This window comes from Fimbriimonadaceae bacterium, from assembly GCA_023957775.1.
Taxonomy (GTDB): Bacteria; Armatimonadota; Fimbriimonadia; order Fimbriimonadales; family Fimbriimonadaceae; genus JAMLGR01.
In genome coordinates, this window is record JAMLGR010000008.1 from 99049 (window position 1) to 125502 (window position 26454).

Genomic DNA, 26454 nt, shown 5'->3' on the forward strand with positions numbered 1-26454 from the left:
CGCAAGGAACGCAATGGGCGCAAAGGGGGGGGCGTGTCTCAAGACGTGGTGTACGAAGCATCGAGGTCGGCTCGCCCGAGCGCGGGGCGCGCGCGTTCCAGACGATGACCCAGCTCGACGGCTCGCTAGGAGAAACTTCCAACGAGTTCCACTACGCCTACGACCAGGCGGGGCGTCTTCGCCACGCGGCGTTCGCGCAGACTCCGCAGTCCCACATGACGGGCTGGCCCTACTACACGGGGCAGGATCCCGCGCAGACCCGGGCGCACACGCTCTACTCGTACGACGGCGCCGGCCGGTCCACCGGGGTGGAGACGTACTTCCAGACGTGGAACCCGACCCTCGCGGATTACGAAGGGCAGAGCAAGATCGCCCAGGGGTACCTCTACGACGAGCGCGGTCTGCGTTCGTCGCAACAGTTCCTCAGCGGCGTCCCGGGCGGGCCGGAGTGGTCCACGCTGCGCACGGAGACGTACACCTACGAGCCTCAGCGCGGGTACCTGACCAGCGTGAACTACGGAGACGGCTCGCCCGTGAGCACGTGGACGTACGACCTTGCCGGGAACCGCGCCTCGTGGAATCTCTCCGTCGGGCCGTACCTGTACGACAATCTCAACCGCTTCACCTACCACCCGAACACGACGTACACGAACGATCTGCTCGGCAACCGGACGTGGGAGAACTACGGCCTGCCGGGCGGAAAGCGCTACGTCTACGACGAGCTGAGCCGCGCGACGAGCATCTGCGGCGAGACGGACGGCGCGGCGTACGAGTACCGGGCGGACGGGATGCGCGTGGAGAAAGTCTCGGGTCTGACGATCACGTGGAACCCCGCCGACAAGACGCACCGCTCGGGCTGGTACGACCAGAACTGGTCGGTCAACAAGGCGACGACGCGCTACTTCTACGACGGCCAGATGTGCATGGAGGAGGACTTCATGCCCGAGGCCGGCGGCAACGGCGAGCCATCCGTGACGCGTTACGGCCTGGGCGCGCGCGGCATCGACATGATCGAAAGGACCACGGCGCAAGGCGCCACGCGGGCGTATCCGTTGTACGATGGACATGGAAACATGCTCGCCACGATCTCGCTCTCGGGAGCGCTCGCCAACCAGCGCCACTACGACGTCTGGGGCGCGGTGCGCGCCGAGCAGGACGTGGACGCGGTGAACCCCCGCGGCCAGTACGTGGCGAACCTCGGGCACCAGACGGATGTGGAGTCCAATCTCATCTACATGCGGGCGCGCTACTACGACCCGGGGACCGCGCGGTTCGTGACCGAGGACCCGGCCAGGGACGGGGTCAACTGGTTCGTTTACTGCAACAACGATCCGGTGAACACGGTGGATGCCGATGGGAGGGCATGGGACACATTTGAGGCCCTGTGGAGGTCAATAGCTCCCCTGTTATCTTCCTTCGGATTGCGCGGGATGTTAGGAATAGGCACGAAATTCGGCGCGCGAATGCTCGGCAAAGCTCTTGTTGCGGTTGGCTTCGTACTTGCGAGGGTTGGATATGGGATGGCATCCTATGCCCGAATTCTTGCGCAAAGCGAGAACTTCTTTGCCCGAATTGGCGGAGCTGTTTTGGGCAGGCTCCGAGCGAAGGCCGTTGCGGCGAGCCTCTCCATACGTTCGGTTGGCTACTTCATGGAGGCTTTTGGAAGCGATGTACCGTTTGGACCCACCAAGGGCTGGAGAGAAATAGACTTTGATGATTGGATCTTCCCAAACTGAATCTGGAGGAGTGCAGATAGTCGGATCCAAGATGCCAACCTCCGAGGTTTCAGGATTAAGCTCATGTTCTCAGCATTGATTAGAACCGCGCGGCGGATGGTGGGTGCTGGCGGGAAACTGATTCGGTATTCTGCTAGTCTCGACGGCGCTGTGCACTTGCGAGATATCGAGTCCAAGGAAGTCCTTGCGTCGCTAATGTTGTTGCATGAAAACTACAGGTGGCGGAACTTGGAAGATCTCAAGGGTGACTTGCACCGCGCAAAGGTGGCTGCTGATCGACTCTGGGTATTGCCCCCCGTACATTCCCATTGTGAAAAAGATGTGCTTGGGAGACTGGAGAATACCGTTGTAGTCCTTAATGGCATTTGGGTCTATCCGAATCTTGTCGGCTCCGAACCTCATGGGAACTCGATTGCCGAGCGCCTAGAGTCATTGCATCGCGGATTAGGTGCGCCAATAGAGATCCTAACGGAGTCCGATGTCACTTTACTCAGTGAATGTCTTGGTCGATAAGGGAAACGACGCCACCTCGCTCCTGACCGGCGCCACTACGACCCGTTCGACTCGCTACGCTCGCTCGGGGCAGGCGTCTGGGGCGCGGTGCGCGCCGAGCAGGACGTGGACGCGGTGAACCCCCGCGGCCAGTACGTGGCGAACCTCGGGCACCAGACGGATGTGGAGTCCAATCTCATCTACATGCGGGCGCGCTACTACGACCCGGGGACCGCGCGGTTCGTGACCGAGGACCGGGCGCGGGGGGAGTTTTCACGCAAGGAACGCAATGGGCGCAAAGGGGTGGGGAGGGCTCACGCAGAGGCGCAGAGGCGCGGGGGGACTTTTCACGCAAAGAACGCAATGGGCGCAAAGGGGTTTCCCCAAGGCCCAAGGCCCAAGGCCCAAGGCCCAAGGCCCAAGGCCCAAGGCCCAAGGCCCAAGGCCCAAGGCCCAAGGCCCAAGGCCCAAGGCCCAAGGCCCAAGGCCCAAGGCCCAAGGCCCAAGGCCCAAGGCCCAAGGCCCAAGGCCTAAGGCCCAAGGCCCAAGACCAAGGACGAAGGCCCAAGGCCCAAGGCCCAAGGCCCAAGGCCCAAGGCCCAAGGCCTAACTCGCTCCGCCATACTTCTTCGGCAGTGGCAGGTTGGGGCCTTCGGCTTGCCAGGTGAGGTTGGCGATCCACCAGCGCGTGCCGTCGTGGACGAGCTGGATGCTGTTGATGCCGCGCGCGATCGGCTTGTCGCCCTTTTTGAGGCGGGACTCGTACGTGCTGAAGACGTGGGAGATGCCGCCGAAGGACTCGGTCGTCTTGGCGACCTCGGATTCGAAGAAGCCCTGCGTTTCGAGGAACTTGCGGTTTTGCTCGATGTACTCGTCGACGGTCATCGGGCGAAAGGCGCCCGTGCCGTCGGGGCGGCGCACCACGGGCGTGAGCCTGGCGCCGGGGGCGAAGAGCGACCGCATGCGGTCCCAATCGCGGGCTTGGCCGCCGGGGCCGCTGATGACGTCGTAGAGCGCGGAAACGAGCGTCTCGGGAGACTTCCCGTCGGGCGAAGGGGGCGTTTGGGCCCATCCGAACGACGAGGCCAGGACGAGCAGAGGCAGAGCGAACGCTTTCATGCCGCAGTATGGGCGCTGAGAGGCGCGGAGGAGGGGAGGGTTTCACGCAGAGGCGCAAAGGCGCGGAGGCTCTTTGTGCGGACGGCGGGGGCGGGGAGGGCTTCACGCAACGAGCGCAAAGGACGCAAATGTCTGACAGCCAAGGACCGATCCTCCGGCTTGGGCCTCATGGGTGCCACGCCCGCTGGACGGGCTTGCAGCACTGGGGAGCCTCCCGCGCACCCCCTACGGTCGAAGTTCCCCCGGGCGGATCGAGAACAACTCCAGCGTGAGGTTGTGGTAGGCGTCGGTCAGACCCTCGGAGCGCATGCCGAGCCGCCTTGCGACGGCGAGCGACCGTTCGTTGGTCGGCAGCACGATCGCCCAGATCGTGTCCAGCCCGAGGCTTTCGAACCCGTAGGCCACGGCGCCGCGTCCCGCCTCGGTGGCGTACCCTTGGCCCCAATGGGCGTGCCCCAGATGCCAGCCGACCTCCACTCGCTCGGACTCGGGAAGCGGTTTCAAAATCACGGAGCCCACAATCGTGCCCGAGTCCGACGCCTCGAGCGCCCAAAACCCCATGCGGCCCGCGAACGGGGCGTTCCTTTCCAACACCGCGGACAATCGCTCGCGCATGGCCCCGATATCGGGAGCGGGACCCGTTCCCAGCGTCTTCATCACGCGCGGGTCGCCGTAGATCTCGAAGGCGGCGTTCACGTCGTCGAGGGTCCACGGGCGGGCGAGCAGGCGGGCTGTTTGGAAGATCGCCACTCCGAGAGCATACACGCAGCTCGGAGCGGGGTCTGCGGTCAGGTCCGAGCCGTAAAGGGAGCCTCGTCCATCGCTACGCACACGCTCTCCCACTCAAGTCCGCACACGCGGTTTCGACCTTGCTGTTTGGCGCAGTAGAGCGCTCGATCGGCCCGTTGCACCAGCGCGTCTCCCGAAGCGGGAACAGCGCTCGAGACCGCGACGCCGATCGAAACGGTGACGGACCGGTTCGGCCACGTCGAACGCTCGACCGTGGAACGAAGCCGTTCTGCGATGGCGCGACCCTCCTCCTGCGTGGTGGCCGGAAGGAGGAATGCGAACTCCTCGCCTCCGTAACGGGCGACCATGTCGCGCGGCCGGCAGTGCTCGACCAGCAGGTGGGCGAGCTGCCGAAGCAGCTCGTCTCCCGCGGGATGGCCGAAGGTGTCGTTGTACTGCTTGAAATGATCGACGTCGAGCATCAACACGGTCATCGGCTCGTGGCGGGTGATCGCGTGGGCAAGCTCGGCCTCCAACCGTTCGCGGAACGCCCGGTGGTTCTTGAGACCAGTGAGGCCGTCGCGCGTCGCCAGCTCGGAGAGTGTGCGATTGGCTTCCACCAGTTCGATCTGGCTCCTTTCGAGCTTGGTCGCGTACGACCGGATCCGCTCGAGCTGTTGGGCGATCTGGTCGCGCATCTCCCTGATCTGGGTGACGTCCGTGGCCGTCGTCACAGCCCCGAAGACGGCCCCCTTGGAGTCGACGAGGGGAAAGGTGTTGGTCAAAACGCTGAGCGTCGTTCCATCGGAGTACCGGACCGTCCGTTCGCGATTCTGGATCGCCGCGCCGGCCAGAACCGCGGAGACGGTCTCGCGGACCTCCTCCGGGGCCGCTTCGAAGGGAAGCACGTCCCACGGTCGGCGCCCGCTCGCTTCTTGCGCGGTGAGCCCGAAGAGCCGTTCGGCCTGGCGGTTCCAGAACTCGATGCGGCCCTCCGAGTCCAGGGTGAAGCCCGCAATGGGCAGGCCCTGGAACATCTGCTCGTACTGCTGGCGGGACGCTTGGGCGATATGGCTCGCCAATCGCAACTCGGCATTCTTGCGCTTGAGATCGCCGGCGAAGGAGATCAACGCCGTGGTTTGATGCCTCACGTTGGATTCGAGTTCCGATCGAACCAGCAGGTGGCGCCAGTGGACCCTCCCCAGGAGTCCGGCGATCAGAGCCAGCACGAGGGGGACGCAATCCACGATCCAGAGAAGGGGCCTCCTTGCGTGGGCGGCGGCGAGGCCATCGAAGTCGAGAGCGGTGTGGGAAAGGGACGCGTCGAGCACGTTCGCGGCGAGCGGGAAGCAGCAGCCCACCGCAAAGCCGACGAACGCGTACCGCAATGCGGTGCGTGTCCGGAGCGGCCTATTGTCGGTGCGTCGGCGCCCAATCTTCATACCAGTCTGATTTTCGGTCGAATCGGGTGCAAAGTGCAGGTTGGGAAGGAATTGGGGCCCAGGGCTCGTAGAGAGGGTCATGAGTTTCGCGAAGGTATCCGCTGCCGGCGTCGCCCTGCTCGTTGCAGTTGGAGTGGCCTCGGCCCAGAACCTTTCCAATCCGGGCAACTGGCGCTCGACGGCCAAGGACCTGCCCGAGGACAACAGCCATTCGCACTTTGGATCGGCGTTCAACACGGGACCCCGTCGCCACGCGCTGCCCAATCCCGGGGCGGGAGGCGTCCACTTTCCCATCACCACGGCCTCGCCGGACGCCCAGGCGTTTTTCGATCAAGGGCTGAACCTCGTCTACTCCTTCCAGTGGCTGGAGGCCGAGCGCGCGTTCCGAGAGGGGCTGCAGCACGATCCGGAGTGCGCGATGCTGTACTGGGGCTTGGCGATGACCGACTCGGGAAGGGGCAAGGAGTTCGTGGAAATGGCCCGGGAAAAGGCGGGCGCGATCACGGACCGCGAGCGGCGCTACATCGACGCCCTCGGGCTGCTGTTCAAGGGCAAGAGCCGGAACGAGGGGGCCGATGAGAACCGGGCCGCACTCAAGGCCCTGATGGAGGCGTATCCGGACGATCTCGATGCGAAGGCCATGTACGCCTGGACCCTGCCCAAGAAGAACCCGGAGACGATGGACGGGTTGCTGCGGGAGGTCTTGGCGGTCAACCCGCTCCACCCGGGAGCCAACCATTACCGGATCCACCTGTGGGACGGCGTGCCCGACCCGAGGCGGGCCCTCGACAGCGCGGCGAACTACACGATCGCCGCTCCCAACGTCGGCCACGCCCAGCACATGCCGGGGCACATCTACGCCTCGTCCGGCCTTTGGACGCAAGCGGTCGACTCCATGGACCGAGCCACGCGGGTCGAGAAGAAGTTCATGGCGCAGTACGGCTTCCTCCCCCACGAATCGTGGAATTACGCCCACAACCAGGACTATCTGATTTCCAACCTGGGCTACGTGGGCCGGATCAGCGAAGGGCTGCGGCTTGCGCGAGAACTGCTCGACGTTCCCCGCGATCCGAAGGGGAACACCGCGACGGGGTACGGTCCTGCGGGCAACGGCCGCTTCGACACGATGCGGATGAATGTGCGCGGGGAGCGCTGGGATTCGATCCTGGCCGCCGCCTCCCAAGAGGATTCCGAAGAGCTACCGCGGCAGAAGTCGTGGCGCCAGTACGCCCAAGCTCTCGCCGAGATGGGGAAGGGTCGACTGGACGCCGCCGAAGTGCTGGTGAAGGCTCTGGAGGAGAGCAAGCCTTCGGGGAACGTGAACAAGTGCGCTCTGCTCGAGGTTCGTGGGCGTCTCGCCGTGATGCGGGGGCGCACAGAGGAGGGATTGGCCGACCTGCGCGAGGCCGCCAAGATCGAGGACGAGAAGCTCGTCGCCAACGACCCGCCGGCCTATCCAAGGCCCCTCTACGAATCGCTTGCATGGGCGTTGATGCAGGCCGGGAGGTGGGACGAGGCGGAAAGCGTCCTCGCCAAAGTGCTCGAAGAGGAACCCGAGAACGGGTTTGCGCTCGCCCAACGGGCCGAGGTGTTGTTGCGGCTGGATCGAAAGGAGGCGTCCCAGCGTGTCCTGGACAAGTTGGCGGGAGTGTGGCGGTACGCCGACGCCGATTTGCCCGCGTTGCGGCGGCTGCTCGCGGCTTGCGACGGCTCGGGGCTGTCGATGCCGACGCCCGTGCCCTACGTCGCAGACGCGGAGCGCGAGTCCTACGGGCCGAACGCGTGGGAGCCTCCCCTGGCGCCGGCCTTCGAACTGAAGCACACCTCGGGCGTCGAGTGTGGTTTGGAGCAGAGCCCCGGTGGAGGGGTCGTGCTCCACGGCCAACCGGGGCTGCCCAACGCCAGCGGCCGTTATCTCGTGCTCGTGTTCTATCTCGGTGGCGAGTGCGAGCATTGCGTGGAGCAGCTTCGGACCTTCCAAGCCGAGCACGAGAAGCTCGAGGCCGCCGGTGCGGTGCTTTGGGCGGTCACTCCCGAGGCGTGGGACGGCGCTCCGCAGATGTGGAAGGACGATCCCGCCTATCCGGCGATCCTCAGCGATCCGGGCGGCAAGATTGCCGCACTGTACGGCGCACGGGACGAGTTCGAGGATCTCCCGCTGCACGCGACCGTGCTCGTCGATCCGGCGGGCCGGATCCGCTGGCGCAATGTGGGGAGCGAGCCGTTCACGGACGTGAAGTTCCTCATCGGCGAGATCGAGCGGCTCAAAGCCCGGAGCGGCGCTTAGAAGACGATGACCCTTCGCGCCCCTTCGCCCGCGAGCATCTCCGCGTAGGCCTCGTTGATCTGGTCGAGTGCGACCGTCCGGGACACCAGCCGCTCGAGCGGTAGACGGCCGTCTCGGCTCATGGAAGCGTAGAGCGGGAAATCGCGGGCCGCGACGCACGTGCCGTAGTAGGAACCCAGGACCGCGATCTCGCGGCGTACCAGCCGCGCGCCGGGCAGGTTGGTGGCCGAGCCCATGGGGCTGAGGCCGGACAGCACCACCGTCCCGCCCGCGCGGACCAGGTCGAGTGTTTGCTCCTGCAGAGAGGGAAGTCCGACGGCTTCGAACACGAAGTCTGCGCCGAGCCCATCGGTGGCCTCGATCACGCGCTTGACCAAATGCTCGTCGTTGAGAAAGAACTCGGTTGCGCCGCAGTTTCGCGCGGCGGACTCTTTGCCGGGGTGCACGTCGACGGCGATCACGGGGGAGGCGCCGGCCAAGTTGGCGCCCATCACCGTGCTGAGGCCGACGCCGCCCGCTCCCAGGACGACCACGCTCGCTCCCCGAGGCACCTTCGCGGTGTTCATCACGGAACCGACGCCGGTGGTCACGGCGCACCCGATCAGCGCGGCGGTTTCGGCAGGAGTATCGGGGGGCAAGACGACGCAGCAGCCCTCCGGAACGACACAGGCTTCGGCGAAACACGCGAGGGCGCTGTAGTGGTAGACCGGGGCGCCGTTTCGCGTCAGGCGGGTCGTCCCGTCCAGCATCGTTCCCGCCCAGATCGGTTCGACGTACGTGCTGCACAAGGCGGGGCGGCCTGCTCCGCAGTGGAAGCAACGGCCGCAGCTCGGCGCCCAATTCAAGGCCACGAAATCGCCTGGCCGCACGGCTTGCACTCCGGGGCCGACGGCATCGACCACCCCGCACCCCTCGTGACCCGCGACCAGCGGAAACGGGTGGCGCGTGTCGCCGGTCACCAGGTGCCAGTCGCTGTGGCAAATCCCGGCGGCCCGGACCCGAACCCGGACCTCGTCGTTGCCGGGTTCCGCGAGATCGAGATGTTCGATGCGGAAAGGCTCCCCAGGGGCTTCCAGAAGGGCGGCGCGGATCTTCATCGGGCCTAGAACCGGTAGCCGATCCCGAACGTGTACTTCGACGAGTCCTTCCGCGATCCGGGAGCGGGGGTGGCGTCGTAGTCTAGGACGAATCGGAAGTTGGCGAACAACGTTTGGGACAGCGGCGTGCGGACTGTGAACTTCGACGAGAGGAAGTAGTCCGACACGTTGTCGAGTGCCGGATAGACCGAGACCTCGTGGCCGAGTTCGACCCGCCCGAAGAGACGCGTTTGGAAGCGGTACGAGAACTGTCCCGTGAGGCGCTCGCGCGCCGCACCCGCCCCCGCGAAATCCTCCCGCAGGTGCGAAACGCCCAGATCGATCCACCACTTCGTGTCTCCCCGCTCGAGCAGCATGAAGCCCAGTCCGCCGCCGACGATGGAGCGGAGATCGAGATCGACGATTCCATCGCGCTCCAGTCGCGCGCTGAGGAAGCTGGAGGTGCGGGACGAGGCGTATCGGCTGAAGTGGCCGCTGACACCCCAAGAGTCCTGCGTCGTGACCACTTCGCCAGACTGCGTCTGCTGGCCGAAGAGGTACGAGCCGCTCAGATCCGTCTCCTCCGAAGGGCCCTTGCGGTGGGTTTCGAGGTCGACGTTGAACACCTGCGTGTCGGTGTTGCTCCGCGCGAGATTCAGGTTGCTGACGACGGAGCCCTTCCATTGGGGTCGGGCGGGCGGGGGTGCGTTGATCGCGAGCACGTCGTCCCAGCCCACCTGTCGCTCGTTCCCGCCCACGCGAAGAAGGAGCGTGCCGCCCGGCCCCGGGACGAGGGTGCCGCGGAGCTGCCGGCCGTCCCGAAGGTCGATCGTGGCCTCGTCGTCCAGCCGCACGGCTTCGACTTGTCCCGCATCCACCATCAGGGTTCCCGCGAAATCGGTCGCGACGCGAAGTTTGCCCTCCACCAGGCTCACGACCCGCCCGGTGATCCGATCGCCGTTGAGGAGCGTGATCACGTCAGCGCGCGCCGCAAGAGGGGCCGAGAAGGCGGCAAAGAGGGCGAGAGCGTGGAGCCGGAGCATCGCCCATTCTAGCAAAACGCCACGTTCCCACGGCCGCGGTCGTCCAGAATGGCAGAGTCCATGACCGAGCAGATCACGCTTCAACTCGCGACGGTGCTCATCGTCGGGATCGCCTCCCAATGGGTCGCATGGCGGTTGCGGGTGCCGGCGATCGTCTTGATGCTCGTGTCCGGCGTCGTTCTCGGTCCGGTCCTCGGTTTTCTCCGCCCGGATGAGATCCTCGGCCGTTCGTTGCTGCCGTTCGTATCGCTCTCGGTCGCACTGATTCTCTTCGAGGGCGGAATGAGCCTGAAGTGGCGCGAGATTTTCGCTCGAAAGCGGCTCGAGCCGGAGGATGCCGGAGGAGCCGCGAAGCGGCCTCGAGACGGCTCGATCGGTGTGGCGGTGCTGCTCCTGGTGGTCGTCGGGGGAGGGATCACGTTCGGCCTCGGCGCGGTCGCCGCCTCGCAGATTCTCGGGTTCGACATCCGCATGTCCGTCCTGTTGGCGGCCGTTCTGACGGTGACCGGTCCCACGGTGATCGGCCCTCTGCTCCGCACCGTGCGCCCTTCGGGCAAGTCGGGAACGATCTTGAAATGGGAGGGAATCCTGATCGACCCGCTTGGCGCGATCGCCGCGGTTCTGGTCTTCGAGTTCCTGTTTGGCGAACCGGCGGCCGAGCCGTTGCGGGCCGCGACCTTGGCGTTTGTCAACACCCTGCTCAGCGGTGCGGGAATCGGGTTGCTGGGCGCGGGGTTGACCGTTCTGTTCGTCCGCCAGTTCTGGGTGCCCGACTTCCTGATCAACCCGGTGGCTCTGGCCGTGGTGTTTGTCGCTTTCAGCACCGCCAACCTCGTGCAGGCCGAGGCGGGACTGGTCGCGGTCACGGTGATGGGCGTTGCGCTGAGCAACCAGCCCTGGATCCACGTGCATCCCATCCTCGAGTTCAAGGAGAACCTGCGGGTCCTCCTGATCTCGGCGTTGTTCGTGCTATTGGCGGCCCGCGTCGAGCTTGCGGTGTTGCAGGAGGTCACGGTTCGCGAGGCCCTCTTCGTGCTGGCGCTCATCGTGCTCATCCGGCCGATCTCCGTTTTGGTGGGGCTCGCGCCGGCGCGCATTCGTTGGCCCGACCGCCTGTTTCTGGCGGGCGTGGCGCCGCGCGGAATCGTCGCGGCGGCGGTGTCCTCGATCTTCGCCCTGCGCCTGCAGGAGATGGGCTATCCGGATGCCGAGCGGTTGGCTTCGACGACGTTCCTGGTGATCGTTTCCACCGTTGTGGTGTACGGCTTTGGCGCGATGCCGCTTGCACGGCGCCTCAAGATCTCCAGAGAAGATCCCAAGGGCTTCATCATCGCCGGGGCCAACCCGCTCGGACGCGCCCTTGCGGCCAGCCTCGCGAAGTTGGAGTTCCAGCCGCTCCTGTTGGACACGAACCCGGACTACGTCGCCGAGGCGGAGCGTCAGGAGTTGCCGGCCCTCTGGTGCGATTGGCTGCAGGAGGAGGACCGGGAGGAGATCGAGTTGGCGAACATGGGTTCGATGCTGGCCCTGACCTCGAACGACCACGCCAACCGCCTCCTCGCGGAGGAGGGGATGAACGTCTTCGGCCGCGCCAACGTGTTCCAGCTTCCCGCGAAGTCGCGCGAGACCGTGCGCGGAAAGAGCCGCGAGCCGGCGGGACGCGTGTTGTTCGGTGCGGACTGGAACTACGAGGCTTTGGTCGAGAAGATCCGCAAGGGATGGCAGATTCAGATCGAGGGGCTTGAGACGGAAGAGGACGCCGCCCAGCGGCGGCAACAAGGTTTCGGCGAAAGCATCCCCCTGGCCACCGTCCACGAATCGGGGCGGCTCGAGTTCATCGAGGCCGGTGCGAAGGCCAGCACCAAGAAGGGAGCCCGAAACCTGCTGCTGGCCCCGCCGGCGTAGGGAGGGCGCGGGGGAGTTTCACGCAAGGGACGCAAGGGGCGCAAAGGAGTTTCACGCGCACGCAGGGGGCGCGGGGGGATTTTCACGCGCACGCAGGGGGCGCGGGGGGAGTTTCACGCAAAGGACGCAAGGGGCGCAATGGGGGGAGTTGCACGCAGAGGCGCAGAGGCGCGGGGGGAGGGGGGGCACACCTCCAAGGCCCAAGGCCCAAGGACCAAGGCCCAAGGCCCAAGGCCAAGGACGAAGGACGAAGGACCAAGGACCAGCCAGGCCCAAGGCCCAAGGCCAAGGACGAAGGACGAAGGACCAAGGACCAGCCAGGCCCAAGGCCCAAGGCCAAGGACGAAGGACGAAGGACCAAGGACCAGCCAGGCCCAAGGCCCACCCTACGCAGGATCCAGCGCAATGTAGACCGGGTGTTCGTCCACGCGGGCGGCTAGTTCGGCGAAGGGCTGCTCGGGGACGTGGTTGCGGACTTCGTCGGTCACGGCGATGCCGCCCGCCGGGGCTGCGCGTTCGACGTGCGCGGCGATGTCGATCACCTGGTTGAACACCACCTCGTCGAGGCCACCGTGAACACGGCCGCAGTGCAAGCCGACGCGCACGCGGAACGGCGTCGCGAGTCGGTTCCCGCGGGCGTTGAACTCGGCCATGCGCGATTGGATCTCCCGCGCGCACGCCATGGCTTCCACCACGCCGACGAACTCGGCGATGGCCCCGTCGCCAGCCACGGAGATCACCCGGCCCCCGTGGCGGCTGCACACCGCCGCGATGTGGTCGTGGAAGGCGCGGAAGGACGCCTCGACCTTCAGGGGATCCGCTCCTTGCTTCATCAGCGTGCTCTTCACACAATCGACCACCAGCACGCACACCTCGGCGGCACCGGTGTTGAGGACCTGCTGGAGGCGCACGATCTCGCTCAACAGGGCGGCTCGATCGGCGGCGAGGAGACGCCGCTGCTGGTCGGCGCGCGCTTCGACGGCGGCCGCCAGTCCTCCAATGAGTCCCAGCATGGGATACATCAGCAGCAGCGCGAGGAGCGACGGACTCTGGCGATACTGCTCGACCATGGCCCCGATCCCCACCCCGTCGAGACCGAGCGCCGCGAGGGTGTTTTGGCCGACTAGAACGAGCGCTCCCGCCGCCAGACCGTTGCGCCAGCCTCCGGAGCAGAACCCCGCCAAGAACGTCAGCGCGAGGAGCATCACCATCTGGAGGAGCGCGGGAACAAACTGGGCGAGGGTCGGCACCTGTTCGGACGAGGGATCGGGAATACCGACGGTGAGCCGTATCAGGAGGCCCGTCAGGGCGAGGACGACTCCGACGAGCAGGGAGAATCCCTGCCAACGATCGCGGGCCAAGGGAAGCCAGCTCGGCTGTTCGCGTCTGGGATCGGGTCGCTCCTCATCCTCGAGTCGGGATTGAAGGTCCAGGATACGCTCGAGGAGGCTGAGGCGGCCCATGCGGTCTTCGCGCCGCATTTCGCTGCGCATGCGCATGTACCCCCCCACCGTCGCCGCTGCCACGGTTAGCATGGCCACCAGAAGGGACAGCATGGACGCGCCGAGCAGGAATCGCTCCGTGAGGGGAAGGGCCCCCTCCATGGGGCGAAGAACGGTCCGGATGGCCCCTGGCAGCACGAACATCGGCCCGAGCGCGATCGCAACACCCAATGCGGTGCGGAGGCGGCCGATCCCGTAGCAAAGGAGAGTCGCCAACAACACGACGACGCCCCAAGCCGCGCCGGTCACGATGCGGAGCGTGGGCTGGTCCGCGAGCCCGGCCACCGTTCCGATCGCGATCGGAAACACCCCCGCCGCGATGACGGCCGCGATGGGGTGGTTCGAGAGGGCCTCGAGGACGCGCCGGGCCCCGGCCCCCGAGCGGCGCAAGTGATTGCGTTCGGGGCCCGAGGGCCGCCGTCGGCGGCGCGCGACTTCGATCGCCTCGCGGACGATCTCCGGCGAGAGCCCAAAGCGCGCCGCCAGATCGCCCGCGTCATGGTCGGCGGCCGAAGGGTCGTCGCGAAGGAACGCGGCGAACGCCAGCATCGCCTGCGCTTCGGGACGGGTTTCGGGCGGAGCGGTCGGAACCTCCATCGACCTATTGATACGCAACCAACCCGGCCGAGGATGCCCTGGGCCTCAGGCGATGGGCCAGAAGATCTCCGTCCGCCACTCGTCGGCGTTCGGTACCTCTTCCGGGTCGGTGACGTACTTCTCCCAGGGCGCCCCCCCGACCGAGAGACCTTGGGCCTCGATCCACTCCATCGCGGCGCCATGCGCCTCCCGCAGCCCCGAGTAGTGCCCCACGTGCACCGTGTGGGCCGCGCGACACCCGCCGAGAACGCCCGAAGTGACGGTGGGTCCGCTTTGGATCGGGTGGGGCAGGGTGAATCCGCCCTCAAACTCGCAATCCGTAGGCCTCCAGCACAGGTACCGCGCGAAGGGAGGACCCTTGGGAGCCACCCCGCTTTCGATCGCGTGATCCAGCGCCTGGGGCAGCACCTTCATGAGGGTCTCGCCGATCTCGGAGTGTCCGCACGTCGCGCCGACGAAGACCGCCGCTTCGGGCGGAACGTCGACGATCTCGAACTTGTAGGCGTCAACCATGGGAGGCCTCGGGTTCCAACTCCTGGTATTCGGTGGCCGCGTCGTCGTCCTCGGCCCGGACCTCGGGATTCCATGCTTGGATCACGACGCTGGCCGTTGCATCGTCCACGACGTTCACGACGGTGCGCATCATGTCCAGCGGGCGGTCGATCGCAAACAGAAGGCCGATGCCGGCGAGTGGCAACCCGACGGCGGTCAAGACCAGCGACATCGTGACGAGGCCGGCGCTGGGAATGCCCGCGGCGCCGACGGCCGCCAGCATCGATGTGAAGGCGACGATGACCTGCTGCGGCAGGGTCAATCCCGCCGAGTACGCCTGGGCGAAGAACAGGACCGCGGTGGCTTCGTAGAGGGCCGTGCCGTTCATGTTCGCGGTGGCGCCCACTGGAACCACGAATCCGTAGATGCGCTTGGAAACGCCCATCTCGCGCACGCACGTCATGGTCACCGGAAGCGTCGCGCTCGAACTGTCCGTGCCGAACGCCGTGGCCATCGCCGGGGCCATGCCGCGCATGAAGGCGATCGGACTCTTCTTGCCAAGAAACTTCACCGCGCTCATCAGCACGCAGAAGTGGATCACCAACCCGAGCACGACGCAGAGGGCGAACTTGCCCAGGCTTTCGACCAGGGTCCCCAAGAGTTCGGGGCTTTGGATGCCGAGGAAGTAGGCCACGAGCGCGCCCACCCCGATCGGGGCCATCGCCATGACCCATCCGATCAACACGTAAACGAGATCGTTGAGCCCCTCGAAGAAGTTGAAAACGGGGGCGATGTGGCGCTTGCCCAGAGCGAGCATGGCCAGCGCCACCATGATCGTGAAGAAGAGGATGCCGAGCACGTCGAAGTTCGCCATCGCCTCGATGGGATTCGTCGGGACGATGCGGAGCAGCAGGTCGGAGATCGCGGGTTGGTCGGCGATCGCTCCGCCTTCGGGCGCGGTCCAGTGGAGGTTGGAGCCGGGGCGCACGAGGTTCACGATCGTTATGCCGATCGCCGCCGCGACCATCATGGTCGCCGCGTAGAGCAACAGGGTCTGGCGTCCGATCCTGCCCATCGTTTTGAAGCTGCCGAGGCTGGCGATGCCGATGAGGACCGTCGCGATGATGAGCGGCACGATCAGCATCTTCAAGAGCCGGATGAACAGTTCGCCGACGAGGTAGAAGGGCTGAAACGCGGGAGGGAGGATCTTGACTTGCTTGCGCTCGACGAGGTGGACCTTGGCGAACGCCTCGCCCATCGCCTGGGCGATGCGGCGGCCGGCCTCGTTGTTCGAAACCCCGCCGACCTCCACCTCCTGGCCGCCGGGAAGGGCGACGAACCCTTTCTTCTGCGCTTTCTCGAGCACGGCCTTGCCCGTGTCTCCGCCCGATGTCGACACGTCCAGCAGCTTCTCGGCCTTGTCCGATTCCCCGACCTTGAGGGTCAGCGCCTGTTCGGAGGCGAGTTCGACGGACAGCGTGTCGCCCGGCTGCAGGCCGACCGGCGAGAAGTTCATCAGGACCAACCCGACGCCGACGCCGGCAAGCATGCCGAGTAGAACGCGGGAGGTGAGCCCATTGGTGGTCATGCGCTCTCCGTTCGACCCCCGGCCCGGGCTTCCTGCCGGATGGTGCGGATGAAATGCGCCACAATTGACTTCCCATGAACTCGCTGTACGAGTGGTTGGAGAGCCCGTTTTTCAAGTTTGGCGGCTTCGAGATGACCCCGATGAGCCTGCTCAAGCTCACGGTGCTCCCGATCCTGCTCTATCTGGCGGCGAAGACCATCCGCAGCGTGTCGTTGCGCCGCCTGCGAAAGAACCAGCGGCTCGGGCCCGGCGTGGCCGACTCCGTTGCGACCTTGGTCTACTACGGAATCCTCGTCGTCGGGCTGTTTTCGATCGTTTCCACCGCCGGGCTCGATTTTCGTGCGCTCGCGGCCTTCACCGGCGCCTTGGGCTTGGGAGTGGGACTCGGCCTGCAGGAGATTGCCCGGAACTTCATCAGCGGCATCATCCTGCTCACCGCTCGCCCCATCCGTACGGGCGACCGCATCGAGGTGGAGGGCCTTGAGGGCGACGTGCGGCAGATCGGGTTCTACTCGACCGTCGTCGTGACGCTGGACGACGCCGCTGTCATCGTTCCGAACTCCTTTCTGCTGCAGAACAAGTTGATCAACTGGACCCACACGGGCAGCCGACGACGCATTCGCGTGCCGGTGGGTGTGCATTACGACAGCGACCCCGAGGGGGTGCGAGACGTGCTCCTCGCGGTGGCGGCCGCAAGCGACGACGTGCTGAAGGACCCTGCCCCCGACGTCCGGCTTGTCGAGTTCGGCGATTCGAGTGTGAACTTCGACTTGCTGGTCTGGACGGAGAAGTTCGCCCATTTGCCCAACGTGCTCGTCAGTCGTTTGAACTATCGGATCCACGCCGCCCTGCGGGATGCGTCGATCGTGATCCCCTATCCGCAGCGGGACCTCCACCTCAAAACGTCGGACGTTTCCCTCTTGGGGCGGCACGACGGGTAAAATGGGGACGAAAGGCCAGGGAACAGGCCGCGCCCGCCCGCATTTTTATAGATGTCATGCGGAGGCGCTTCGTTCACCGGGGCAAAATCGTACTGAAACGATCACCACGGAAGTTTCAAGGAGGCAACATGATTCCAATCAGCATTGCGATGGCTGCCGCGATCAGCGCGGCCGCAGGACCGGGGATGCACCCCGCGGAGATGCAGGTTCGCGAAGGATCGCGGAGCGCGTTGACCATGGGCAGTTCGTGGTACGGCCCCACGGGCCTTATCACGATTCCCACGGCCTACGTTTCCGATTCGAGACAGGCGCGGTTCAGCGCGTTCTTCGGTGAGAACGTCTCCGTCGCGGCCGTGAACTACGGACTGGTTCCGTACGTCGAGGTCGGCGGCGCATTTGTCGATCGGGACAACGCGTCGAACAAGTTCGTGGCGAACGCCAAGGTCACGTTGGTTCCCTCCAACTTCAACTTCTTCGAGTTGGGCGTCGGGGTCATCGATGCCGCCGATGCGATCGATCAGACGATCTACTTCGTGGCGTCGGCCGATGTCGTTCCGCCGAAAGTGGAAGTGGACGAGGCCGGCGGTCTTCCCGTGGGTTTCAAGGTGCACGTGGGCGCGGGTACCGGGATGTTCAAGGAGAAGGCCTTCTTCGGCGGCGAGCTGCTGTTCGGCAACAAGGTCAGTCTGATGGGCGAGTGGGACACGAGCAACTTCAACGCCGGCCTTCGATGGGTTCCGGTCGAGCACTTCTCGATCCAGACGGGGTTCCGCCGCACGAGCATGTTCCTCACGGCGACGACGAGCTTCCGCTTCTAACCCGATTCGTGTGACTCTTGAGGGGGCCCCTTGACCTGGGGCCCCAGAGCCACCCTGCAGGGGCCGCGCTGGCCCCGTGACCTTCCCAGGGCGTTTGGGCGCCCTTGCGGTCCCCTTTGGCGGCGCCGGTGCTTGATTCGGTACCCTTGACCCGGCGAAGCCCCGACGCGGCTTCGCCGTTTTGCCATGGCCACACCCGTTCCCAAACCCGTGCGCGCTATCGCGGCGAGGGCCTCGGAAGCGCTGGAGCGTTTCTTGCGACTCGAGGCTGCGGGAGGCTTGCTGCTGATCGGCGCGGCGATCTTGGCGATGCTGATCGCCAACTCGCCCCTCGCCCGATGGCACGTGCTGCTGTTGGAGACGCCCTTCGGCATTCGATTGGGGGAGTTCGCGCTGGACAAGCCGCTGCTTCTCTGGATCAACGACGGTTTGATGGCGGTGTTCTTCCTGCTCGTGGGTTTGGAGATCAAGAGGGAGGTCGTGCGCGGCCAACTCTCCCATCGGTCTCAACTCGCTCTGCCGCTCGTTTGCGCGTTCGGCGGCATGGTGGTTCCAGCCCTCGTGTTCGCGGCGTTCGTGCGCGGCGACGCGGAGGCGATGCGAGGTTGGACCATCCCGGTTGCGACGGACATCGCGTTCGCCCTGGGAATCCTCTCCCTCTTGGGTAGCCGCGTGCCTCCGGGGTTGAAGATCCTCCTGACGGCGATCGCCGTGATCGACGATCTGGGCGCGATCGTGTTGATCGCCTTTCTGTACAGCGGCGATCTGGCATGGGGGTCACTCGCCGCGGCAGGAGTGGCCCTTTTGGTGCTGGTCGCGATGAACCGCCTGCGCGTGGGGAGCCTCACGCCCTACATGTTGGTCGGGTTCGTCATGTGGGTCGCGGTGTTGAAGTCCGGCGTGCACGCGACGCTTGCGGGCGTCCTGCTGGGGCTGGCTATCCCGATCTCCCACCCAACCAAGCCCGACCACTCGCCGCTCGAGTCTTTGGAAGAGGGGCTGCATCCTTGGGTCGCCTACGGCATCTTGCCGCTGTTCGCGTTCGCGAACGCGGGGGTGCCGATTGCGGGCGGGTCCGGTGCGGGACCCTTGATGGAGCCCGTGGCGCTGGGTGTGATGCTGGGATTGGTCCTCGGCAAGCCCGTCGGCGTGTTTATCTTCGGGTGGTTGGCCACGCGGTTCCGCGGCGTCGAGCTTCCTCAGGGGGTGAGCGCGACCGGGCTGCTGGGGGCCGCGGTGCTCTGCGGCATCGGCTTCACAATGAGCCTGTTCCTCGGGACGCTCGCGTTCGAGCATACGGGGGACGACCTGGGTGTGCCAAGCCGGCTTGGCGTGCTCGTCGGGTCGACCGTGTCGGCGACCGCGGGCTACCTCCTCCTCCGCCGGTTCCTGGGAAAGGATCCCGCGCCCGCCTAGCAGGGTGCTGAAGAGCGACCACGGAACCCCGCCTGCCGGCAATCCTCGCCGCCGCGGCCGCGGTGGAATGTGACCATCCCGGTCGCACCCGTGGCCGGAGTCGAGCTGCAGCGAGCCCCCGGGGTCGGAGGCCGCTGCTAATCGTTGCTGGACGCGGCGGCTCCCGTGATTTCGGCCACGATGTGGGCGACGTCCCCGGAGACGATGACCGTGAGCTGGTCGCCGATCGACAGCCGCGTTTCGCCCCCGGGCACCATGTCCCGCCCCGCGCGCCGCACCGTCACGAGGAGGCAGCCCGGTGGGAGGCGCAGATCCCGCACCTTCTTGTGCGCCATCGGCGACTCCGGTTCGACGACGAGGTCCACGAGGACGGGTTCGCTCTCCTCGACGGGATGGATCCCTTTGCGCCGCAAGTCCTGGTCGAGCAGCGCCTCGTAGATCGGCTTGTCCCGGAAGTGCTCGGCGGTGATGTACGCCATGAGGCACGCCACGGCCAGGGGGAACAGTTGTTCGTAGTTGCCGGTCATCTCGAGGATGAGCACGATACCGGTCAAGGGGGCGCGCACCACGGCGGCAAACATCGCCGCCATGCCGACCACCGCGAAGGCCGCGGGAGTGCGGGCGAGGTCGGGGAAGAACGAACCGCCGACCATGCCGGCGAACAGCCCCAAGAGCGCTCCGAGGACGAGCAGCGGGGCGAAGATCCCGCCCGGCGCGCCCGAGCCGTAGCTGATCATGGTCATCACGAACTTCGCGGCGAACATCAGGGCCACGAAGCCGAGCAGCTCGGGGGCGGCGTGGAATCCCCTCAGGATCCGTTCGGCCGTGTAGTGCCCGCCGCCGACGACTTCGGGCATCCACCAGGCAACCAGCCCGGCGATCATGCCCACCACCGCGGGCCACGCCCACATCGGGAATCGGCGGGGTTTTTGGAACCACTGCACCGTGCCGAGGAGGCCGCGGTTGAACAGAACGCCCGCACCGCCGGCCATCACCCCGAGCACCACGAACAGCGGCAGCGCGGTCAGCGGCGGAGTCTCGTAGCCGGTGAAGTGGAACGAGGGCATCTGGCCCGTAAAGGAGCGCGTGACGATATCGGCGCAGACGGTGGCGACGAGTGCCGCGCCGTAGGTCCACGGCGACAGTTCGCGCTGAAGCTCCTCGATCACGAAGATGAAGCCGGCCAACGGGGCGTTGAAGGCCGAAGCGAGGCCTGCGCCCGCTCCGCAGGCGATGAGTTGGGAGCGGGAACGACGCGGGACCTTGAGGAGTTTGTTGACCGCATCGGCGACCGCGGCGCCCATCTGCACCGTGGGACCCTCGCGTCCGAGGGACAACCCCGCGCCGAGGCTCGCCAGCCCCGCGACGAATTTTACGCCGAGTACGCGCTGCCACCGCATCGGGCGCAAGTGGTGGAGCACGGCCTTCACGTGGGGAATGCCGCTTCCGGCGGCCTCCGGCGCATAGCGCGTGGTCAGCCACCCTCCGATCGCGCCGAGGATCGCTCCCACTCCGGGAAGGACCAACCACCCCCAGGACGGGTAGTCGTGCAGGCGCTCCAAGGCCAACGTGCGAGCCTGTTCCACCTGGAACAGCGACCATTGGAACGCGAGGGCCACGGCGCCCGAAAGAAGTCCGATCATCGCGGCGCGGACGAAGTGCGCCCTCCGGCTGTCCCGAAGCGCCGCGCGTCTACGGAGTTCGCGTTCGCGGCGAAGAGCGAGGCGCCGCGCCTCTCGCGAGCCGGGTTCGGTCATCGGCTTGCCGCGTCATCCTTTACGGGGCTTTGCATAGGCCCCAAGGATACCGGCCCCGGGTTCGTCCTTGGCCTTGGGCCTGGCTGGTCGTTGGTCCTTCGTCCTTCGTCCTTGGCCTTGGGCCTTGGGCCTGGCTGGTCCTTCGTCCTTGGCCTTGGGCCCCGGGTTCGTCCTTCGTCCTTCGTCCTTGGGCCTTGGGGAAACACCTTTGCGCCCATTGCGTTACTCCCCCCGCGCCTCTGCGCCTCTGCGTGAGCCCCTTGCGCCCCTTGCGTCCTTTGCGTGAAACTCCCCGCGCCCCCTGCGTGCGCGTGAAACCCCCCGCGCTTACGCGCCCTTTGCGAGCCGGGCGAAGTTTTCTTTGTCGACGGCTCGCATCAGGCACTCCTCGTACGAGCAGTAGCCGTTGCGGAACATGTCTGCGAGCGAGCGGTCCATCGTCTGCATTCCGATCTGCGCGGACGTCTCGATCACGGAGTACATCTGGTGCGTTTTGCCCTCGCGGATGAGGTTCTTGATCGCGGGCGTGCCCTGCATGATCTCGATCGCGGCCATGCGCCCGCCGCCCAATCGCGGCAACAACTGCTGCGACACGACGCCCTCGAGCGTGTTGCCGAGGAGCACGCGGATCTGGTCCTGCTGGTCGCTGGGGAACACGTCGATCACGCGGTCGATGGTGGAGGGCGCATTGCGGGTGTGGAGGGTTCCAAACACGAGGTGCCCCGTCTCAGCAAGCGTCAGGGCCGCCTCGATGGTCTCCAGGTCGCGCAGCTCGCCGACGAGGATGACGTCCGGGTCTTCGCGCAACACGGCGCGCAGGGACGCTGCAAAACTGTAGGTGTCCGAGTGCATTTCGCGCTGGTTCACCATGCACTTCTTGTGGCCGTGCAGATACTCGATCGGGTCTTCGATCGTGAGGATGTGTCCCTGGCGATCCTCGTTGATGTCGTCGATCATCGCCGCGATGGTCGTGCTCTTTCCCGAGCCCGTGGGACCCGTCACCAGGATGAGGCCGGAAACGCGCTTGGACATCTCGCGGATGACCGGAGGAAGATTCAGCTCCGTGAACGAGGGGATCTTCGTGGGGATGGCGCGCAACGCGCCGGAGACCGACCCTCGCTGCATGTAGACGTTGAAGCGGAACCGCGCGAGGCCCTTCACGCCGTAGCCGAAGTCGCACTCGTGGGTTTGCTCGAACTTCTTGAGCTGTTCGTCGGAAAACGTGTCGTACACCAGCCGGCGCGTGTCCGCGGGTTTGAGCGGCTCGAACGGGAGGGGAACGATGTCGCCGTCGAGGCGAATCATCGGCGGCAGGCCCACGGTAAGGTGGATGTCGCTGGCCTTCCGGTCGATCGCCATGCGGAGAATCTCGTCGATGTGGAGGTCTCCGATGGGGCGGGCGCCCTCCATCTTCTCGGTCTGCGGGGTCGCGTCCTCGTTGCCCACCTGGTAGCGGTCGCCGGTCACGGGCATCGAGTGGATGTCCTGCGGCACGTGGGCCGGGCGGTAGGTGTCCGCGATCTTCTGGGCCTCGGAGCGGGCGTCCTCGGCTGGCTCGAAGACCTCAAGGATGGGTTTCTGAACCAGCTCGCCGTTGCGGGGATCGATGGTCAGACCCTCTTGGGCCGCGGGGTTTCCTTCCTCGCGCAGGATCTCGCCCCAGTTGAAGTTGTCGTTCGGTTCGGCAGGTACGTGTTCCATAGGCCTAGATCTGCATTTGGGCGGAGCCGATGGCGGCGATCCCGCGGTCGATGAGGTCGTGGGTTTGCTCGGCGTCCAGTTCGAGCGCCCGCAAGGCCCACTCGGGCAGCGATCGATCGATCGAATCGACCTCTTCGTCCTCGTGCGCTCGGCCGAGAAGGGCGAGGTCGGCGATCTTGTTGGCGATGGCGACGCATGCGCACAGGCCTTCGAACTTGTTGTCCGGACCCGGGTCCACGTAGAGGACGCCTTCGATCAGGGACTCCGGGAAGCCCCACTTGCGGCCGGCGGCTCGGGCGAGTTCCACGTGCGTGCATCCGAACACCTGCATCTCCGCCTCGAGCGGATCGACGCCGGCTTCGATCTTGTCCTCCACGAGGTCGTAGCTGGCATCCCCGATTCGGTCGAGCAGCGTCTTGCCGATGTAGTGGAGAAGGCCGCACGTGTAGGCCTCTTCGGTGGAGACGGTTTTGACTTCGCCCGCGAGCCAGCGGCTGCAGACGGCGGTGTCGACCGAGTGGCGCCACCATGCGCGCCGCCGGAGCGACTCTTTGTCCGTCTTGCCGACGAACAGGTCGAAGAGCCCGACGGTCATCGCGAGTTGGCGGACCGCCTTGTATCCAAGGAAGGTCGTCGCTTCGCGGATCGAAGAGACCTTCCGCGGCAGGCTGTAGTACGCGGAATTGGCGAGCATCAGCAGCTTCGAGCTGAAACCAGGATCGATGATGATCGCCTTCTCCATGGCCGAGGCCGGGGTGTCGGTGGAGCTGGAGATCTCGAGCACCTTGAACACCACGTGCGGCAGCACCGCGATCTCGTTGATGCGGCTGGCAAGGCGGGCGATGCGCTCGTTCTCGTTGTCGTTTGCGGCTGGTAGTGCGGACATGGGTTCTCGTTTGTTCCCGGGCTCGAGCCCAATGGTTGTTTCGGTATTTCGCCTGGGGGTCTGCAGGTTTGTCTAGGCGTAGATGACGCGCAACACCTCGTCGACGGAAGTCACGCCCATCAGGATCTTCTGTACCGAGTCCATCTGAAGCGTCTTCATTCCCTGCTGGATGCCCAAGTTCCGCAGCACGTGGCTGGGCGAAGATTCGAGCACCTGGTCGCGGACCTCGTCCGTGAACCGCAGCAACTCGTGGACGCCGGTGCGTCCCTTGTATCCGGTGCCTTTGCAGTGGTCGCAGCCTTTGCCGCGGAACAGCGTGAGTTCGCCTCCGGTGTCGGCGCCGATCTCCTCGGGGATGGGGAAGCCGTAGCGGAGAAGGCTCTCGCGGGTACCTGGATAGGCTTCTTTGCAGTGCTGGCAGATGACGCGCACGAGGCGCTGGGCGAGTACGCCGATGATGGAGGAGGCGATGAGGAACGGTTCGACGCCCATGTCGATCAGGCGCGTCGCGGCGCCTGGCGCGTCGTTCGTATGTAGGGTCGAGAGGACGAGGTGCCCGGTGAGCGCGGCCTCCATGGCGATGGTGGCCGTTTCGTGGTCGCGCATCTCACCGACCATGATCACGTCGGGGTCCTGTCGAAGCATCGCGCGCAGGCCGGCGGCGAACGTCATGCCGGCGCGGACGTTCACGCCGCACTGGTTGATGCCTCCCAGTTCGTACTCCACCGGATCCTCGATCGTGATGATGTTGTTGTCGCCGGTGTTGATCTTGTTGAGGATCGAGTAGAGCGTGGTGGACTTGCCCGAGCCGGTGGGACCGGTGACGAGGATGATGCCATAGCTCTTGGTGCACATGTCCTCGATCTGGCGGAGGTTGAACGGGAGGAACCCGAGCTTGCTGAGGCCGACGTTGATGCCCTGCTTGTCGAGGACGCGGAGCACGATCTTTTCACCGTGCACGAGCGGGAGGGTCGAGACGCGGAAGTCGTACTCGCGGCCGCCGACCGTGGCGCTCACGCGGTTGTCTTGGGGCATCCGCTTCTCGGCGATGTCCATGTCGGACATGATCTTGAAGCGCGAGGTGAGCGGCGCCATGATCTTGCGCGGCAGCTTCATGCCGTCCATGAGGACGCCATCGACGCGGTATCGGACGCGCATGCCGTCCTTCATCGGTTCGATGTGGATATCGCTGGCTTTGTCTTGGATCGCCTGGCTGACGATGAGGCTGGCGAGGCGGATGATGGGGGCGTCCTCACCCATCTCGCGAAGCTCGGCTTCGCTCAGTTCCTCCTCGTCGTGGGACGACACTTCGATGTCGCCATCGAAGTCCTTCATCACGCCTGCGAGGGCGTCGTTGACGTTGACGTCCACCTTGTAGTGGGCGGAGAGGGCCGCGAGGAGATCCTCTTCGATGGCGATCATCGCCTCGATCTCCATCCCGGTCGTGAGGCGCATCTCGTCGATGATGAAGATGTCGAGCGGGTTCGCCATCGCGACGAACAGCTTGCCTTCTTCGATGCGCAGGGGCACGGACTTGAACCGCTTGGCGAGTTGGGGCGATAGGAGTTGGAGGGCGTCGGGCTGGGGGGCGGTGGACGCGAGGTCGACGTAGCCGATGCCCCACACCTTGCCGAGGCAGCGCACACGGTCCCGCTCGTTGAGGAAACCGAGGTCGACGAGAACCCGGGCGATGGGTTCGCTGCCGCCCAGCTCGCGCTGTTTGTCCTGCGCGAGACGGAGCTGTTCCGCCGTAATCAGCCCCTCTTCGATAAATACGTCGCCCGTCAGCATCGACACCCTCAGCAACGGAAGCCGGCCCACGACCCCCGCCGGGTTGTTGATTCCACGCGGCGTGCAGACGAGTCCCAGCAATTCCGCGTGGCTCGGGGAGAACCTGCGCGAATTGCCGGCTGGATGCGCCCCGGGGGAGAGGGGGCAGGGGGTGAGGGGCTACGCCCGCCGTCGGCGCCGCAGGGTGGCCAAGGCTCCGAGCCCGAGCACGACCATCGTCGCCGGTTCGGGCACGGCCGTGTAGGGCGACAGGTAGCGCCCGCCGCCGGCGTAGACCTGAGTCGAGGTGCTGCCGTCGTACACCCAGGCGCCGGAGCCATTCGTCCACATGATGTTCCCGTTCCCCAAGCGGTAAAGACCCCGAGCCCCGCTGGCCGTGAAGGAGTCGACGACCGCACCCGTGTTGGCGTTCAGGCGAACGATGTTGTTGGACGAGAATCCGGCCGCGAGCACGTTGCCGCTCGCATCGTGGTCCATCTGCTCGACGAAGTTCAGGGAGGTCGAATCGTGAAAAGCGCTGACCGCCGAGCCGGAGGCGTCGTAGCGATAGATGTCGCTGCCGCCGCTCGAGGAGCCCACGAGCAGGTCGCCCTGGTGGGACAGGATCGAGAACGGGCTGGGGGAGGTGCCGGTGGTCGTGAAGAATCCCTGGCTGTTTCCGCTCGTGTCGTACTTGACCACGCTGGGGCCTGGCGAACCATTGCCCGTCCCGCCGTTCGTGACGTAGACCGTCCCGCCGATGAGGCCCATGCCGCGGATGTTGTCCAGGCCCCCGCTTATGGCGCCCAGCGAGGCCCCGCCGACGCTCCATCGGGACACCCGATCGCCGATTTGCTCGGACACCCAGATCTCGTTGCCGACCTGCAGGGCGTGGATGGGGGTGCCGCCGGCAAGTCCGAAGAGATTGGAATTGATGACCGAGCCATCGGTTGCGCTGAACGTGACGAGTCGGTTGTTCGTGCTGTCCGGCATCATCAGGAAGTCCTGAGCCTGGCCGAACGCCAATCCAAGACACAGGGTTGCGAGTGTGAGGGTAATGCGACTCATGGTCTCATCCTATCAAGAAAGGGCAAAATGGAACCAGGCAATATTGCCGAATCGTTCGGGATTCGGTCATTTTGGAAGGGGGGGCGAAA

Annotated in this window: 19 protein-coding genes; 6 read left to right on the forward strand and 13 right to left on the reverse strand. The window is 65.7% G+C overall.

The window, feature by feature from the left end; all coding sequences use genetic code 11:
• The first annotated feature begins 104 nt into the window (after positions 1 to 104).
• Positions 105 to 1736 (forward strand): RHS repeat-associated core domain-containing protein, encoded by a 1632-nt coding sequence (locus M9921_08635; protein ID MCO5296910.1) that lies wholly within the window; start codon positions 105 to 107, stop codon positions 1734 to 1736.
• A gap of 1098 nt (positions 1737 to 2834) precedes the next feature.
• Here M9921_08635 and M9921_08640 read toward each other — a convergent pair.
• From M9921_08640 to M9921_08650, 3 genes are all read right to left on the reverse strand, one after another.
• Positions 2835 to 3347, reverse strand: coding sequence for a hypothetical protein (locus tag M9921_08640; GenBank protein MCO5296911.1), 513 nt, complete (start codon positions 3345 to 3347; stop codon positions 2835 to 2837).
• A 225-nt stretch (positions 3348 to 3572) separates the two neighbouring features.
• Entirely contained in the window at positions 3573 to 4178 is a 606-nt protein-coding gene (locus tag M9921_08645) for a GNAT family N-acetyltransferase (GenBank protein MCO5296912.1), read from the reverse strand.
• A complete protein-coding gene (locus M9921_08650) occupies positions 4136 to 5518 on the reverse strand; it encodes a diguanylate cyclase (GenBank protein ID MCO5296913.1) in 1383 nt (460 codons plus the stop codon). The genes M9921_08645 and M9921_08650 overlap by 43 nt, the downstream gene beginning before the upstream one ends.
• 79 nt (positions 5519 to 5597) lie before the next feature.
• Between M9921_08650 and M9921_08655 the strand changes: the two genes are divergently transcribed.
• Complete coding sequence (locus M9921_08655) at positions 5598 to 7805, forward strand: redoxin domain-containing protein (protein MCO5296914.1); 2208 nt, start codon at positions 5598 to 5600, stop codon at positions 7803 to 7805.
• Here the strand turns inward: M9921_08655 and M9921_08660 are convergent.
• Entirely contained in the window at positions 7802 to 8902 is a 1101-nt protein-coding gene (locus M9921_08660) for an alcohol dehydrogenase catalytic domain-containing protein (protein ID MCO5296915.1), read from the reverse strand. The genes M9921_08655 and M9921_08660 overlap by 4 nt on opposite strands.
• Positions 8903 to 8907: 5 nt before the next feature.
• Positions 8908 to 9924: a DUF481 domain-containing protein gene (locus tag M9921_08665; GenBank protein ID MCO5296916.1), complete on the reverse strand. Its 1017-nt coding sequence runs from the start codon at positions 9922 to 9924 to the stop codon at positions 8908 to 8910.
• A 60-nt stretch (positions 9925 to 9984) separates the two neighbouring features.
• Here M9921_08665 and M9921_08670 point away from each other — a divergent pair, with 60 nt between their 5' ends.
• Entirely contained in the window at positions 9985 to 11829 is a 1845-nt protein-coding gene (locus tag M9921_08670) for a cation:proton antiporter (GenBank protein MCO5296917.1), read from the forward strand.
• Positions 11830 to 12215: 386 nt separating this feature from the next.
• On the opposite strand, the gene M9921_08675 is transcribed toward M9921_08670, so the two are convergent.
• From M9921_08675 to M9921_08685, 3 genes are read right to left on the reverse strand one after another with little or no spacing between them, the layout of a single operon-like run.
• Positions 12216 to 13928, reverse strand: coding sequence for an adenylate/guanylate cyclase domain-containing protein (locus tag M9921_08675; protein ID MCO5296918.1), 1713 nt, complete (start codon positions 13926 to 13928; stop codon positions 12216 to 12218).
• Positions 13929 to 13973: 45 nt separating this feature from the next.
• On the reverse strand, positions 13974 to 14441 hold the full coding sequence (locus tag M9921_08680) for a GyrI-like domain-containing protein (protein MCO5296919.1): 468 nt from the start codon (positions 14439 to 14441) through the stop codon (positions 13974 to 13976).
• Entirely contained in the window at positions 14434 to 16008 is a 1575-nt protein-coding gene (locus M9921_08685; protein MCO5296920.1) for a dicarboxylate/amino acid:cation symporter, read from the reverse strand. The genes M9921_08680 and M9921_08685 overlap by 8 nt, the downstream gene beginning before the upstream one ends.
• A 74-nt stretch (positions 16009 to 16082) precedes the next feature.
• Here M9921_08685 and M9921_08690 point away from each other — a divergent pair, with 74 nt between their 5' ends.
• The 3 genes from M9921_08690 (at position 16083) to nhaA (ending at position 19183) form a co-directional block, all read left to right on the forward strand.
• Positions 16083 to 16949, forward strand: a complete 867-nt coding sequence (locus M9921_08690; GenBank protein MCO5296921.1) for a mechanosensitive ion channel — start codon at positions 16083 to 16085, stop codon at positions 16947 to 16949.
• 128 nt (positions 16950 to 17077) lie between these two features.
• Complete coding sequence (locus M9921_08695; protein MCO5296922.1) at positions 17078 to 17767, forward strand: hypothetical protein; 690 nt, start codon at positions 17078 to 17080, stop codon at positions 17765 to 17767.
• Positions 17768 to 17953: 186 nt separating this feature from the next.
• Positions 17954 to 19183 carry a Na+/H+ antiporter NhaA gene (gene nhaA, locus M9921_08700; GenBank protein ID MCO5296923.1) on the forward strand — a complete coding sequence of 410 codons (1230 nt, stop codon included), beginning with the start codon at positions 17954 to 17956 and terminating at the stop codon, positions 19181 to 19183.
• A 137-nt stretch (positions 19184 to 19320) separates the two neighbouring features.
• Here nhaA and clcA read toward each other — a convergent pair whose 3' ends face one another.
• The 5 genes from clcA to M9921_08725 all read right to left on the reverse strand — a co-directional run bounded on the left by clcA (position 19321) and on the right by M9921_08725 (position 26365).
• Entirely contained in the window at positions 19321 to 20940 is a 1620-nt protein-coding gene (gene clcA / locus M9921_08705) for a H(+)/Cl(-) exchange transporter ClcA (GenBank protein MCO5296924.1), read from the reverse strand.
• Between the two features lie 327 nt (positions 20941 to 21267).
• Complete coding sequence (locus tag M9921_08710; protein ID MCO5296925.1) at positions 21268 to 22641, reverse strand: type IV pilus twitching motility protein PilT; 1374 nt, start codon at positions 22639 to 22641, stop codon at positions 21268 to 21270.
• Positions 22642 to 22645: 4 nt separating this feature from the next.
• A complete protein-coding gene (locus tag M9921_08715) occupies positions 22646 to 23527 on the reverse strand; it encodes an HDOD domain-containing protein (protein MCO5296926.1) in 882 nt (293 codons plus the stop codon).
• Between the two features lie 72 nt (positions 23528 to 23599).
• The gene (locus M9921_08720; GenBank protein ID MCO5296927.1) at positions 23600 to 25399 is read right to left on the reverse strand and encodes a GspE/PulE family protein; all 1800 of its coding nucleotides are present in this window, start codon (positions 25397 to 25399) and stop codon (positions 23600 to 23602) included.
• Between the two features lie 78 nt (positions 25400 to 25477).
• Positions 25478 to 26365: a PEP-CTERM sorting domain-containing protein gene (locus tag M9921_08725; protein ID MCO5296928.1), complete on the reverse strand. Its 888-nt coding sequence runs from the start codon at positions 26363 to 26365 to the stop codon at positions 25478 to 25480.
• Positions 26366 to 26454 lie beyond the last annotated feature (89 nt).

What these genes read in the sequence shown, in the direction of transcription:
- M9921_08635 (MCO5296910.1), top strand. Translation starts at nt 105, where the DNA reads ATGACCCAGCTCGACGGCTCGCTAGGAGAAACTTCCAACGAGTTCCAC.
- M9921_08640 (MCO5296911.1), bottom strand. Translation starts at nt 3,347, where the DNA reads ATGAAAGCGTTCGCTCTGCCTCTGCTCGTCCTGGCCTCGTCGTTCGGA.
- M9921_08650 (MCO5296913.1), bottom strand. Translation starts at nt 5,518, where the DNA reads ATGAAGATTGGGCGCCGACGCACCGACAATAGGCCGCTCCGGACACGC.
- M9921_08655 (MCO5296914.1), top strand. Translation starts at nt 5,598, where the DNA reads ATGAGTTTCGCGAAGGTATCCGCTGCCGGCGTCGCCCTGCTCGTTGCA.
- M9921_08660 (MCO5296915.1), bottom strand. Translation starts at nt 8,902, where the DNA reads ATGAAGATCCGCGCCGCCCTTCTGGAAGCCCCTGGGGAGCCTTTCCGC.
- M9921_08665 (MCO5296916.1), bottom strand. Translation starts at nt 9,924, where the DNA reads ATGCTCCGGCTCCACGCTCTCGCCCTCTTTGCCGCCTTCTCGGCCCCT.
- M9921_08670 (MCO5296917.1), top strand. Translation starts at nt 9,985, where the DNA reads ATGACCGAGCAGATCACGCTTCAACTCGCGACGGTGCTCATCGTCGGG.
- M9921_08675 (MCO5296918.1), bottom strand. Translation starts at nt 13,928, where the DNA reads ATGGAGGTTCCGACCGCTCCGCCCGAAACCCGTCCCGAAGCGCAGGCG.
- M9921_08680 (MCO5296919.1), bottom strand. Translation starts at nt 14,441, where the DNA reads ATGGTTGACGCCTACAAGTTCGAGATCGTCGACGTTCCGCCCGAAGCG.
- M9921_08685 (MCO5296920.1), bottom strand. Translation starts at nt 16,008, where the DNA reads ATGACCACCAATGGGCTCACCTCCCGCGTTCTACTCGGCATGCTTGCC.
- M9921_08690 (MCO5296921.1), top strand. Translation starts at nt 16,083, where the DNA reads ATGAACTCGCTGTACGAGTGGTTGGAGAGCCCGTTTTTCAAGTTTGGC.
- M9921_08695 (MCO5296922.1), top strand. Translation starts at nt 17,078, where the DNA reads ATGATTCCAATCAGCATTGCGATGGCTGCCGCGATCAGCGCGGCCGCA.
- nhaA (MCO5296923.1), top strand. Translation starts at nt 17,954, where the DNA reads ATGGCCACACCCGTTCCCAAACCCGTGCGCGCTATCGCGGCGAGGGCC.
- clcA (MCO5296924.1), bottom strand. Translation starts at nt 20,940, where the DNA reads ATGACCGAACCCGGCTCGCGAGAGGCGCGGCGCCTCGCTCTTCGCCGC.
- M9921_08710 (MCO5296925.1), bottom strand. Translation starts at nt 22,641, where the DNA reads ATGGAACACGTACCTGCCGAACCGAACGACAACTTCAACTGGGGCGAG.
- M9921_08715 (MCO5296926.1), bottom strand. Translation starts at nt 23,527, where the DNA reads ATGTCCGCACTACCAGCCGCAAACGACAACGAGAACGAGCGCATCGCC.
- M9921_08725 (MCO5296928.1), bottom strand. Translation starts at nt 26,365, where the DNA reads ATGAGTCGCATTACCCTCACACTCGCAACCCTGTGTCTTGGATTGGCG.